The 13,326-nt window shown below is 57.5% G+C and carries 10 protein-coding genes; 5 read left to right on the top strand and 5 right to left on the bottom strand.

Annotated elements, in window-relative coordinates; all coding sequences use genetic code 11:
- Positions 1 to 14: 14 nt before the first annotated feature.
- A complete protein-coding gene (locus tag BM70_RS0101700) occupies positions 15 to 2,453 on the top strand; it encodes a TonB-dependent siderophore receptor (RefSeq protein WP_025854391.1) in 2,439 nt (812 codons plus the stop codon).
- Positions 2,454 to 2,523: 70 nt separating this feature from the next.
- On the opposite strand, the gene mnmE is transcribed toward BM70_RS0101700, so the two are convergent.
- The 5 genes from mnmE to rpmH all read right to left on the bottom strand — a co-directional run bounded on the left by mnmE (position 2,524) and on the right by rpmH (position 6,452).
- Positions 2,524 to 3,894 (bottom strand): tRNA uridine-5-carboxymethylaminomethyl(34) synthesis GTPase MnmE, encoded by a 1,371-nt coding sequence (mnmE, locus tag BM70_RS0101695; RefSeq protein ID WP_025854390.1) that lies wholly within the window; start codon positions 3,892 to 3,894, stop codon positions 2,524 to 2,526.
- Between the two features lie 79 nt (positions 3,895 to 3,973).
- A complete protein-coding gene (gene yidC, locus BM70_RS0101690; RefSeq protein WP_025854389.1) occupies positions 3,974 to 5,656 on the bottom strand; it encodes a membrane protein insertase YidC in 1,683 nt (560 codons plus the stop codon).
- Between the two features lie 2 nt (positions 5,657 to 5,658).
- Positions 5,659 to 5,904: a membrane protein insertion efficiency factor YidD gene (gene yidD, locus BM70_RS32065; RefSeq protein WP_003213574.1), complete on the bottom strand. Its 246-nt coding sequence runs from the start codon at positions 5,902 to 5,904 to the stop codon at positions 5,659 to 5,661.
- Positions 5,897 to 6,301: a ribonuclease P protein component gene (gene rnpA, locus BM70_RS32060; RefSeq protein WP_010565857.1), complete on the bottom strand. Its 405-nt coding sequence runs from the start codon at positions 6,299 to 6,301 to the stop codon at positions 5,897 to 5,899. The genes yidD and rnpA overlap by 8 nt, the downstream gene beginning before the upstream one ends.
- Positions 6,302 to 6,317: 16 nt before the next feature.
- Entirely contained in the window at positions 6,318 to 6,452 is a 135-nt protein-coding gene (gene rpmH, locus BM70_RS0101680; RefSeq protein ID WP_003213577.1) for a 50S ribosomal protein L34, read from the bottom strand.
- Between the two features lie 585 nt (positions 6,453 to 7,037).
- On the opposite strand from rpmH, the gene dnaA reads away from it, so the two are divergent.
- The 4 genes from dnaA to gyrB are packed head-to-tail and all read left to right on the top strand — an operon-like array spanning position 7,038 to position 13,246.
- A complete protein-coding gene (gene dnaA / locus BM70_RS0101675) occupies positions 7,038 to 8,558 on the top strand; it encodes a chromosomal replication initiator protein DnaA (protein WP_025854387.1) in 1,521 nt (506 codons plus the stop codon).
- Positions 8,559 to 8,596: 38 nt separating this feature from the next.
- Positions 8,597 to 9,700 (top strand): DNA polymerase III subunit beta, encoded by a 1,104-nt coding sequence (dnaN, locus tag BM70_RS0101670; protein ID WP_010207719.1) that lies wholly within the window; start codon positions 8,597 to 8,599, stop codon positions 9,698 to 9,700.
- 20 nt (positions 9,701 to 9,720) lie between these two features.
- Positions 9,721 to 10,824 (top strand): DNA replication/repair protein RecF, encoded by a 1,104-nt coding sequence (gene recF, locus BM70_RS0101665; RefSeq protein WP_012721452.1) that lies wholly within the window; start codon positions 9,721 to 9,723, stop codon positions 10,822 to 10,824.
- 4 nt (positions 10,825 to 10,828) lie between these two features.
- Positions 10,829 to 13,246, top strand: coding sequence for a DNA topoisomerase (ATP-hydrolyzing) subunit B (gyrB, locus tag BM70_RS0101660; protein ID WP_025854386.1), 2,418 nt, complete (start codon positions 10,829 to 10,831; stop codon positions 13,244 to 13,246).
- Positions 13,247 to 13,326 lie beyond the last annotated feature (80 nt).

Raw genomic sequence — 13,326 nt, 5'->3', positions numbered from 1 at the left:
GGGCTTACCCACCTATGCGCCTTCCCACCAAGCTTCGCCAGCGACTTTCCTACCACGGTATGACGTGCAGCCTGCTGCTCGGCACGGCAGCCACCGCCGGTGTTTTGCTATCCACTGACGCCATGGCCGCCAGCGCGGTGCAACATTACGTCATTGCGGCCGGTCCACTGGACAATGCCTTGAGCCAATTTGCCGCCAGGGCGAATGTGATTCTGTCTTTCTCGCCCCAGCAAACCGCGCGTTTGAACACGACCGGGCTGGAAGGTGACTATTCGGTTGAGCAAGGCTTTGCACTGTTGCTGCAGAACTCGGGGTTACAAGCGATCGTCCAGGCGCCCGGCAGCTATGTCCTGCAGGCCATTCCCGCAGGGCAACTCACGCTCGCGCCGACCACGGTCAGCACTTATCAACAGGCGGGGTTCAATCAAGAGATTGCCGGTGATGTGGGCTACAAGGCGCAAAACAGCCGCATCGGTACCAAGACCAGCACGCCTCTGTCGGAAACACCACGTTCGGTATCGGTTGTCACCGGCCAGCGCATCAAGGACCAGAAGTCGCAGACCCTGACTGAAGTATTGGGCTACGTGCCCGGCATCTTCGCGCCGCCCTTTGCTGCCGGCGACGGTCTCGCAGGAGACTTGTTCTTCATCCGCGGTTTCAATGCCACTGATTACGGCTACGGTTTGCTGCGAGATGGCCTGCGTGTGCAAGGCAATCGGTATGACACCACCAGTGAGCCCTATGGCCTGGAAAGGGTCGAAATCTTCCGTGGTCCCTCCTCCCTGCTCTACGGTGAAAACGCACCTGGCGGTTTGGTGAACCTGGTGAGTAAACATCCGACTGCCACGCCGCAAGGTGAAGTGCAGCTCGGTTATGGCTCGAATAATCGGCGTCAGTTGGGTGTGGATATCTCGGGGCCACTCAACGACAGCGGCAACATCCTTGGTCGGGTTGTGATGCTCGGTCGCAAATCCGACACGCAGACTGACCATGTTCCTGATGATCGCCTGTATATCGCGCCATCACTGACCCTGAATTTCGACGACTTCAACACCCTTACCCTGTTGGCCAATTACCAAAAGGACCACACCAATCTCGAACTCGGCCTACCCGCCGCGGGCACCTTGCTGACAAATCCGAACGGAAAGCTGTCCAAGCACACCATGCTCGGCGATCCGGACTGGAACACGTTCGAACGTGAAGCCTGGAGCACCGGCTACGAATTCAGCCACAGCTTCAACGACGATTGGCAGTTCCGGCAGAACTCGCGGTACATGCAGTCGCGCATCAACCGTCACGAAACCTGGCCGAGCACCTTGAACAATGGCGGTTTCGGCACCCAACTGAACATGACCGCCTACGACCGGTACAACAAGTCGATGGTCTATTCCCTGGATAACCAGCTGGAAGGCAAATTCCAGGTCGGAGGCTTGGAAAATACCGTGCTGTTCGGTGCCAGTTATGACCGCACCTCGTTCAACCAGGATTGGGACGCAGGCTTCGCCGGCACCATCAATGTGTATAACCCCGTGTACCTGCGCGATCCGCTGACCCCGGTGGCTGTGCAAAACACCCTGCTCGAGCAGCAGATGAAGGGTGTTTATGCACAGATCCAGAGCAAGTATGACCACTGGCTGTTCCTGCTGGGTGGCCGCCAGGACTGGGTCGACAGTGACTTCCGCGACAAGGTCAACAAGGCCAGCAACACCGGCTCCGAAGACCGCAAGTTCACCTACCAGGGCGGGGTGATGTACCAGTTCGACAACGGCCTGACGCCGTACGTCAGCTATTCCACCGCATTCGTCCCCGTACAGCAGATTTCCAATGCCGGTTCACCACTGAAACCGATCACTAGCAGCCAGTACGAAGTGGGTGTGAAGTACGAGCCGATCGGTTGGGACACCGCGATGACCCTGTCGGTGTATGACTTGCGCAAGGAAGACGACACCTACCTCGACGCTACCACCAACAGCTACCGCCAAGTGGGCGAAAGCCGGGCCAAAGGGGCCGAGGTCGAGGTGAACAGCAACATCACGCCCAACCTGAATGTGACCGCGGCCTACACCTACACTGACGCTCGGATTACCAAGGATTCGGCTACATCGCTGGTCGAGGGGCACCAGATGACGGGGGTTCCGCGCAACCAAGCCTCGGTATGGGGCAAGTACCGCTTCCTTGATGGCCAACTCAAGGGTTTGTCCCTGGGCGGCGGTGTGCGTTATTTCGACAGTACGTTTTCCTACACCCAGCCAAGCCTGTACGGAAAGCTGGACGCTGGGAGCGTCACTCTGGTGGACGCAGCAGTCGGCTACCAGATCGACACACACTGGTCAGTGGACGTGAACGCCAAGAACCTGTTCGACAAGGAATATGTTTCTGGCTGCAACGACGCGGGCCGCTGCTACTGGGGTGACAGCCGTACACTGCTTGGGACGGTGTCGTACAACTGGTAATGGGTGAAGGCCTGAAGAACCCGGCGTTCTTCAGGCAAACCAGTACCTCCAGGGGGTGTGGATAACTTGGTTATTTACCGATGCAGAAGCTGGAGAAGATCCGTCCCAACAGGTCATCGGAGCTGAATGCGCCAGTGATTTCTCCCAACAGCTGCTGCGCTTGGCGCAGGTCTTCAGCCAGCAGCTCCCCTGCCCCCGCCAAGGTCAGCTGTGCCCGACCATGCTCCAATGCCGCGCTTGCATGGCGCAACGCCTCCAGGTGCCTGCGGCGCGCACTGAAGCTGCTTTCCGAGGTCTGCTCGTAGCCCATGCAGGCCTTGAGGTGCTCGCGCAGCAATTCCAGGCCCTCACCCGCTGCCTTCGCGCTCAGGCTGATGGTGACGTGGCCATCAGCGCTGGTTTCCATCGCAATAGCCTCACCCGTCAAGTCGGCTTTGTTGCGAATCAAGGTGACTTTGGCCGGGTCCGGCCGTTGCTCGAGGAATTCCGGCCACAACGCAAAAGGATCCACAGCCTCCGGCGCCGTGGCGTCCACCACCAGCAGTACCCGGTCCGCTTCGCCGATGGCTTTGAGCGCGCGTTCCACGCCGATCTTTTCCACCTGGTCATCGGTATCGCGCAAACCGGCTGTGTCGACGACGTGCAGCGGCATGCCGTCGATGTGGATATGTTCGCGCAGGATATCCCGGGTCGTGCCGGCGATCTCCGTGACAATGGCCGCTTCACGGCCCGCCAGCGCATTGAGCAGGCTGGATTTGCCCGCATTGGGCCGCCCAGCGATCACTACCGTCATGCCATCACGCAGCAGCGCACCCTGCCCGGCTTCGCGCAGGACTGTGGATAACTCATCGCGGACCTTGTCCAGCATCGCCAATACATGGCCATCGGCGAGAAAGTCGATTTCTTCCTCGGGAAAATCAATCGCCGCCTCGACGTAAATGCGCAGGCTGATCAGTTGTTCGGTCAAGTTATGCACACGCAGGGAAAACGCGCCCTGCAGCGAGCGCAGGGCATTGCGTGCAGCCTGTGCAGAACTGGCCTCGATCAAGTCAGCGATGGCTTCAGCCTGGGCCAGGTCGAGCTTGTCATTGAGAAAAGCCCGCTCGCTGAATTCCCCCGGTCTGGCCAAGCGGCAGCCCAGTTGCAAGCAACGCTGCAGCAACATATCCAGCACGACCGGACCGCCGTGGCCCTGCAATTCCAGGACATCTTCACCGGTGAATGAATTGGGCCCGGGAAAGTAGAGGGACAAACCTTCGTCCAGCACAGTTTCGTCTGCATCCAGGAACGGGCCGTAATGGGCGTGACGCGGCTTCAATTCACGGCCGCTGATGGCCTTGGCAGCAACGCTTGCGAGCGGCCCGGAAATTCTAACGATACCGACACCGCCGCGACCCTGAGCGGTAGCGACAGCAGCGATGGTTTCACGAGGAGCGCTCATCAGCAGATTCCAGAACAAAAGTGACGGAAAGCAAAACGCCCCACTAGGGGGCGTCTTGAGTGGTTATCCACAGAGTAAATTACGACGCGGCTTTTGCGGTAGCCGCTTCGATTTTACGTGTGATGTACCACTGTTGAGAGATCGACAACACGTTGTTGACCACCCAGTACAGCACCAGACCAGCTGGGAACCACAGGAAGAAGAAGGTGAAGATGATTGGCATCATTTTCATCACCTTGGCCTGCATCGGATCCGGAGGAGTCGGGTTCAAGCGCTGCTGGATGAACATGGTCGCGCCCATGATGATCGGCAGGATAAAGAACGGGTCTTTGATCGACAGGTCGGTTATCCACAGCATGAACGGCGCCTGGCGCATTTCCACGCTTTCCAGGAGTACCCAGTACAGCGAGAGGAACACTGGCATCTGCACCAGAATCGGCAAGCATCCACCCAGCGGGTTGATCTTCTCTTTCTTGTACAGCTCCATCATGGCCTGCGACATCTTCTGCCGGTCATCGCCATGTTGTTCTTTCAGCGCCGCCAGTTTCGGGGCTACGGCACGCATGCGCGCCATCGACTTGTAGCTGGCTGCCGACAGTGGGAAGAAGATCCCCTTGATCAGCATGGTCAGGAAGATGATCGAGAAGCCCCAGTTACCCACAATGCTGTGGATATGTTGCAGCAACCAGAAAATCGGCTGGGCGATGAACCACAGGAAGCCGTAATCCACAGTCAGCTCAAGACCTGGGGACAACTCTTTCAGTACGGCCTGGCTTTTCGGACCGGCGTACAGGGTCGCGCTGGTTTCAGCCTTGGCACCTGGAGCGACGGTCAACGCCGGGCCAGTAAAACCGATGATGTAGTTGCCCTGGCTGTCCTTGCGGGTCTGAACCAGGTTCGCTTCACCTTTGTTCGGGATCCAGGCGGTCACGAAGTAGTGTTGCAGCCAGGCTACCCAACCACCTTGGACGGTCTCTTTCAGCGAGCCCTTGTCGATGTCTTTCATCGACACTTTTTTGTACGGCTCGTTACTTGTCCACAGGGCAGCACCCAGGTAAGTCGCGGTGCCGGTGGCAGTGCTGGAAGAAGGATCGGAGCTGGCGTCACGCTTGAGCTGGGCAAACAGGTTGCCGCTCCACGGTTTGTCGCTTTCGTTGTCGATCAGGTAAGTGACCTTCAAGTCGTACAAACCACGGGTGAAGCTGAAACGCTTGATGTAGTTGACGCCGTCGAGGCTGAATTTCAGGTCGACGTTCAACTGGTTCTGGCCATCAGCCAGTTGATAAGTCTTTTGCTCGGTCGAATAAACCGGACGACCGGTAGCACGTGCATCCGGACCGTTGGTGCCGGTCAGGCCGCTTTGCGCCAGATAAGTACGTTCACCACCGTTATCGAACAGTTGGAACGGAACATCCGGATGGTCCTGGCGACGTGGATACAGCGGCAGTTTCAACTGCGCGATATCACCACCCTGTGGGTCGATAGCCAAGTCGAGCACATCCGTTTTTACGTGGATGAGGTCTTTATTGGTGACCACTGGCGTTTCTAGAGGGGCGCTTGTCTCGCCATTCGCGCTGGGAACATCGGCACTCGCGGACGCATTGTTACCCAGCGGGGTGTCCGGAATAGCCGGCGCAGCCTGGTTGGTAGCAACATTCTGAGTCGGCAGGGCAGCCTGGCCGTAGTCCTGGTTCCACTTAAGAACCATGACGTAGGACACGATTGCCAGGGCGACGATCAGGATCGTGCGTTTAATATCCATGATTACTCGGCCATCGAAGAAGAACGGGAGGTAGGGATAGGTGGAACCGGGTCATAACCACCGGGATTCCACGGATGACAGCGACCTAAACGACGAAAGGTCAGCCAGCCACCGCGCAGAAGACCATGGTTTTCTATGGCCTCTAACGCGTAGCAGGAACAACTGGGGTAGAAACGACAGTGGTTGGCCATCAGAGGACTAATGGCATAGCGATAAAACTGGATCGGAACGAGGGCCAGTTTACGCATCAAGGCTGTCTACCCCTACAGTTTCGGTGCTGACTGCTGGTGCTGGCTTGTTGGTACGCGCCAAACGTTTCCAGAGCTTGCCGAAATGCTGAATCAATTCGGGGTTTTCTACATCCCCCAAGCCTTTGCGCGCGACGATAACAATATCCCAACCAACCAGAGTGTCCTGGTGGAGGCGAAACGATTCGCGCATCAGACGCTTGAGGCGATTGCGCTCAACGGAGAGCTTTACGCTCTTCTTGCCGATCACCAACCCGAGTCGGGGGTGATCCAGATCGTTGTTACGCGCAAGGAGCAGGAGATTTTTCCCCGGAACCTTGCCGGTGGGGGAGTCAAAGACTGCCTTGAAATGCCGGGGGGTTAGCAGACGCTTTTCCCGACTGAAGTCCTGACTCACCACCAGTACCGGATTATCAAACTGCCAGGCGCGCACGACCTTTGGCGCGACGACGCGACAGGACAGCACGGCCGTTCTTGGTAGCCATGCGAGCACGGAAGCCGTGGGTGCGGGCGCGTTTGATGGTGCTTGGTTGGAAAGTACGTTTCATGGCGTTGTTACCTGGTTCGTCCACAACGGGCCGGAATGGCCCCCGTTTTAAGAGACCGGCGATTCTAGTGAAAGCAAGCCTCTAGGTCAATTTCCAACCAGCTTTTCCTTTAATTAGATCTCCACAGGCAATCCGGCCTTTTCTGTTCGCTTGGCTTCCACACGTCATGGGATAAATATAAAAATAAAGAAGGAAGTTATTTAAAGCTTTTCTGTAAAGCTTATAAAAGCTAGGTAGGCATTCATCTGTGGATAACTACCTTGAGGCCATATTCCACGTGATGTACAGAGAATGACAACACGGGGGAGAAACAGTGCTCTGCCTGTGCTGCGCTGTCGGATAAGCTGTGTGTGGAATGGCTTGTTATCCACAGGCTGGTTACCCACAGACTTTCGCCCCCACTTGTACAACGACCTCAGGCAGGTTTATCCACAGAGCTTATGCACAGACCGCTGGTCGACTTTTTTACGCTTAAGACGTTGATTTTGGCTGGGCTGTGATCAACCTACATGTGGATAAGTGGGCGGCTCGCCGCTACAATGGCGGCTGTTTTTGCCTCACCGGCTTTCAACTTAGGGGATATCCGTGTCAGTGGAACTTTGGCAGCAGTGCGTGGAGCTTTTGCGCGATGAGCTGCCTGCCCAGCAATTCAACACCTGGATCCGTCCGCTACAGGTCGAAGCCGAAGGCGACGAGTTGCGTGTCTACGCACCCAATCGTTTTGTTCTCGACTGGGTCAACGAGAAGTACCTGAGCCGCGTTCTCGAATTGCTCGACGAACATGGCAACGGCCTCGCGCCCGTGCTCTCCTTATTGATAGGCAGCAAGCGTAGCTCCGCGCCTCGCGCAGCGCCGAACGCGCCATTGGCTGCTGCTGCGTCGCAAGCCCAGGCCGCGGCAGCACCGGCTGCCAGCACACCGGCGCCTGCACCGGCGGCACCCTCCAAATCCTCTGCGCAAAAAAATGCACCAGAGAATGAAGAGCCATCCCGCGACAGCTTCGACCCGATGGCAGGCGCCAGCTCCCAGCAGGCCCCGGTCCGTGCCGAACAGCGCACCGTGCAGGTCGAAGGCGCGCTCAAGCACACCAGCTACCTGAACCGTACGTTTACCTTCGAGAACTTCGTCGAAGGTAAATCCAACCAGCTGGCTCGTGCAGCCGCCTGGCAGGTAGCCGATAACCCCAAGCATGGTTACAACCCGCTCTTTCTTTATGGTGGCGTTGGCTTGGGTAAGACCCACTTGATGCACGCTGTGGGTAACCACCTATTAAAGAAGAACCCGAATGCCAAGGTCGTGTACCTGCACTCGGAGCGCTTCGTGGCTGACATGGTCAAGGCCTTGCAGCTCAACGCAATCAACGAGTTCAAGCGGTTCTACCGCTCGGTTGACGCGTTGCTGATCGATGACATTCAATTCTTTGCCCGCAAAGAACGTTCCCAGGAAGAGTTTTTCCACACCTTCAACGCCCTGCTCGAAGGTGGCCAACAGGTCATCTTGACCAGCGACCGTTACCCGAAAGAAATCGAAGGTCTGGAAGAACGCCTGAAATCGCGCTTCGGCTGGGGCCTGACCGTTGCGGTAGAGCCGCCGGAGCTGGAAACCCGCGTCGCGATCCTGATGAAAAAAGCCGACCAGGCCAAGGTCGACTTGCCCCACGATGCGGCTTTTTTCATCGCTCAACGCATCCGCTCCAACGTGCGTGAGTTGGAAGGCGCGCTCAAGCGGGTCATCGCACACTCTCACTTCATGGGCCGCGACATCACCATCGAGCTGATTCGTGAATCCCTGAAGGACTTGCTGGCACTGCAGGACAAACTGGTGAGTGTGGATAACATCCAGCGCACCGTGGCCGAGTACTACAAGATCAAGATTTCCGACCTGCTGTCCAAGCGCCGTTCGCGCTCTGTGGCACGTCCTCGTCAGGTGGCCATGGCCCTCTCCAAGGAGTTGACTAACCACAGCCTGCCGGAAATCGGTGATGTGTTTGGCGGACGCGACCACACCACGGTCTTGCACGCGTGCCGCAAGATCAATGAACTTAAGGAATCCGACGCGGATATTCGCGAGGACTACAAGAACCTGCTGCGTACACTGACAACTTGATGACACCAGCGCAGCTTAATAAGGCAAGGGACTAGACCATGCATTTCACCATTCAACGCGAAGCCCTGTTGAAACCCCTGCAACTGGTCGCAGGCGTCGTCGAGCGCCGACAGACCTTGCCGGTGCTCTCCAACGTATTGCTGGTTGTCGAAGGCCAGCAGTTGTCCCTGACCGGTACCGACCTGGAAGTGGAACTGGTCGGCCGTGTACAGCTGGAAGAGCCTGCCGAGCCTGGCGAGATCACCGTGCCGGCGCGCAAGCTGATGGACATCTGCAAAAGCCTGCCGAACGACGCGCTGATCGACATCAAGGTCGATGAGGCGAAACTGGTCGTCAAGGCCGGCCGTAGCCGCTTCACCTTGTCCACCTTGCCGGCGAATGATTTCCCGACGGTTGAAGAAGGCCCGGGCTCGCTGACCTGCAGCCTGGAGCAGAGCAAGCTGCGTCGTTTGATCGAGCGCACCAGCTTCGCCATGGCCCAGCAGGACGTACGTTACTACCTCAACGGCATGCTGCTGGAGGTGTCGGAAGGCATCATCCGCGCCGTGGCTACCGACGGTCACCGTCTGGCGATGTGCTCGATGCGCGCCGATATTGGCCAGCCAGACCGTCACCAGGTGATCGTGCCACGCAAAGGCATCCTTGAGCTGGCACGCTTGCTCACCGAGCCGGAAGGCAACGTCAGCATCGTCCTGGGTCAGCACCACATTCGTGCAACCACCGGCGAGTTCACCTTCACCTCCAAACTGGTTGACGGTAAGTTCCCGGATTACGAGCGCGTGCTGCCTAAAGGCGGTGACAAGCTGGTACTGGGTGATCGCCAAGCGCTGCGTGAAGCGTTCAGCCGCACCGCGATTCTGTCCAACGAAAAGTACCGTGGTATCCGTCTGCAACTGGCCAACGGTCAATTGAAGATCCAGGCGAACAACCCGGAGCAGGAAGAAGCGGAAGAAGAAGTCGGCGTCGACTACAACGGCGGTTCGCTGGAGATCGGCTTCAACGTGAGCTACCTGTTGGACGTGCTGGGTGTGATGACCACCGAACAGGTTCGCCTGATTCTGTCGGACTCCAACAGCAGTGCCCTGGTGCAGGAATCCGACAACGACGACTCGGCTTATGTTGTCATGCCGATGCGCCTGTAATCATGCTCAGCAGAAGCTAGATGTCCCTCAGTCGCGTCTCGGTCACCGCGGTGCGCAATCTGCACCCGGTGACCTTCTCCCCCTCCCCCCGCATCAATATCCTCCACGGCGCCAACGGCAGTGGCAAAACCAGCGTGCTGGAAGCCATTCACTTGCTGGGGCTCGCCCGTTCCTTTCGCAGCGCCCGCTTGTTGCCGGTTATCCAGTATGAGCAATTGGCGTGCACAGTGTTTGGCCAAGTTGAACTCGCTGAGGGTGGGCACAGCAGCCTGGGGATATCTCGTGATCGTGGCGGCGAGTTCCAAATTCGTATTGACGGGCAAAATGCTCGTAGCGCTGCGCAGTTGGCGGAGATTCTGCCGCTGCAATTGATTAACCCCGACAGTTTCCGTCTGTTGGAAGGTGCGCCCAAAATCCGCCGACAATTCCTCGACTGGGGAGTGTTCCACGTGGAACCGCGCTTCATGGCCACTTGGCAGCGCCTGCAGAAGGCCCTGCGGCAGCGGAACTCATGGCTGCGGCATGGTACACTTGACGCCGCTTCGCAAGCGGCCTGGGACCGGGAACTGTGCCTGGCCAGCGACGAAATAGATGAATACCGCCGTGCCTACATCAAAGCCTTGAAACCAGTCTTTGAGCAGACCTTGAGTGAGTTGTTGGATCTCGAGGGGCTGACGCTGAGTTACTACCGTGGTTGGGATAAAGAGCGTGAGCTGAGCGCAGTGCTCGCGACGTCCTTGCAGCGGGATCAGCAAATTGGCCATACCCAAGCCGGACCACAACGGGCTGATTTGCGCCTTAGATTGGGCGCTCACAATGCCGCGGATATTTTGTCCCGTGGCCAGCAGAAGTTGGTGGTGTGCGCATTGCGGATTGCCCAAGGCCACCTGGTTAGCCAGGCCCGGCGCGGTCAGTGTATTTATCTGGTGGATGACTTGCCGTCGGAGCTCGACGAGCAACACCGCCGTGCGCTATGCCGCTTGTTGGAAGAATTACGCTGCCAGGTGTTTATCACCTGTGTAGACCACGAATTATTGAGGGAAGGCTGGCAGACGGAAACGCCAGTCGCTTTGTTCCACGTGGAACAAGGCCGTATCACCCAGACCCACGACCATCGGGAGTGAAGGCATGAGCGAAGAAAACACGTACGACTCGACCAGCATTAAAGTGCTGAAAGGTTTGGATGCCGTACGCAAACGTCCCGGTATGTACATTGGCGACACTGATGACGGTAGCGGTCTGCACCACATGGTGTTCGAGGTGGTCGACAACTCCATCGACGAAGCTTTGGCCGGTCACTGCGACGACATCAGCATTATCATCCACCCGGATGAGTCGATTACTGTGCGCGACAACGGTCGCGGCATTCCGGTAGACGTGCACAAAGAAGAAGGCGTTTCGGCGGCAGAGGTCATTATGACCGTGCTTCACGCCGGCGGTAAGTTCGACGACAACTCCTATAAAGTCTCCGGCGGTTTGCACGGTGTGGGCGTGTCCGTAGTGAACGCACTCTCCGAAGAACTGATTCTGACTGTGCGCCGCAGCGGCAAGATCTGGGAACAGACTTACGTCCACGGTGTTCCACAAGAACCGATGAAAATCGTCGGCGACAGCGAAACCACCGGTACGCAAATCCACTTCAAGCCATCGGCTGAGACCTTCAAGAATATCCACTTCAGCTGGGACATCCTGGCCAAGCGTATTCGTGAACTGTCCTTCCTCAACTCCGGTGTGGGTATCGTCCTCAAGGATGAACGCAGCGGCAAGGAAGAGCTGTTCAAGTATGAAGGCGGCTTGCGTGCATTCGTTGAATACCTGAACACCAACAAGACTGCGGTCAACCAGGTGTTCCACTTCAACATCCAACGTGAAGACGGCATCGGCGTGGAAATCGCCCTGCAGTGGAACGACAGCTTCAACGAGAACCTGTTGTGCTTCACCAACAACATTCCTCAGCGCGACGGCGGTACCCACCTGGTGGGTTTCCGTTCCGCACTGACGCGTAACCTGAACACCTATATCGAAGCCGAAGGCCTGGCCAAGAAGCATAAAGTCGCCACCACCGGTGACGACGCCCGCGAAGGCCTGACCGCGATTATCTCGGTGAAAGTACCGGATCCGAAGTTCAGCTCCCAGACCAAAGACAAGCTGGTATCTTCCGAAGTGAAGACGGCCGTTGAACAGGAAATGGGCAAGTACTTCTCCGACTTCCTGCTGGAGAACCCGAACGAAGCCAAGCTGGTCGTCGGCAAGATGATCGACGCTGCACGCGCCCGTGAAGCCGCGCGTAAGGCCCGTGAGATGACTCGCCGTAAAGGCGCACTGGATATCGCCGGCCTGCCAGGCAAACTGGCTGACTGCCAGGAGAAGGACCCTGCCCTCTCCGAGCTGTACCTGGTGGAAGGTGACTCTGCTGGCGGTTCCGCCAAGCAGGGTCGCAACCGTCGCACCCAGGCCATCCTGCCGTTGAAGGGTAAGATCCTCAACGTCGAGAAGGCGCGCTTCGACAAGATGATTTCTTCCCAGGAAGTCGGCACCTTGATCACGGCGTTGGGCTGCGGTATTGGCCGTGACGAGTACAACATCGACAAGCTGCGCTACCACAACATCATCATCATGACCGATGCTGACGTCGACGGTTCGCACATCCGTACCCTGCTGCTGACCTTCTTCTTCCGTCAGTTGCCGGAGCTGATCGAGCGTGGCTACATCTACATCGCTCAGCCGCCGTTGTATAAAGTCAAAAAAGGCAAGCAAGAGCAATACATCAAAGACGACGACGCCATGGAAGAGTACATGACGCAGTCGGCCCTGGAAGATGCCAGCCTGCACTTGAACGACGAAGCACCGGGTATCTCCGGTGAAGCGCTGGAGCGTCTGGTTAACGACTTCCGCATGGTGATGAAGACCCTCAAGCGTCTGTCGCGCCTGTACCCGCAGGAGCTGACCGAGCACTTCATTTACCTGCCAGCCGTGAGCCTGGAGCAGTTGGGCGACCACGCGCACATGCAGGATTGGCTGGCTCAGTACGAAGTGCGCCTGCGCACCGTCGAGAAATCCGGCCTGGTGTATAAAGCTAGCCTGCGTGAAGACCGTGAACGTAACGTATGGTTGCCGGAGGTTGAACTGATCTCCCATGGCCTGTCGAACTACGTCACCTTCAACCGCGACTTCTTCGGCAGCAATGACTACAAAACCGTGGTGACCCTGGGCGCGCAACTGAGCACCCTGTTGGACGACGGCGCTTATATTCAGCGTGGCGAACGCAAGAAGCAGGTCAAGGAATTCAAGGAAGCCCTCGACTGGCTGATGGCCGAAAGCACCAAGCGTCACACCATTCAGCGATACAAAGGTCTGGGCGAAATGAACCCGGATCAGCTGTGGGAAACCACCATGGACCCTGCTCAGCGTCGCATGCTGCGCGTGACCATCGAAGACGCCATTGGCGCGGACCAGATCTTCAACACCCTGATGGGTGATGCGGTCGAGCCTCGTCGTGACTTCATCGAGAGCAACGCGTTGGCGGTGTCCAACCTGGACTTCTGATTCAGGTAACCAGCCAAACCCAAAAGGCCAACGCTTAGCGTTGGCCTTTTTTATTGGGCAATTTCCAGTGATCTACAAAA

The sequence above is a fragment of the Pseudomonas sp. CHM02 genome (genome assembly GCF_000612585.1).
Lineage (GTDB): Bacteria > Pseudomonadota > Gammaproteobacteria > Pseudomonadales > Pseudomonadaceae > Aquipseudomonas.
This window is presented reverse-complemented; position numbering and strand designations above follow the sequence as displayed.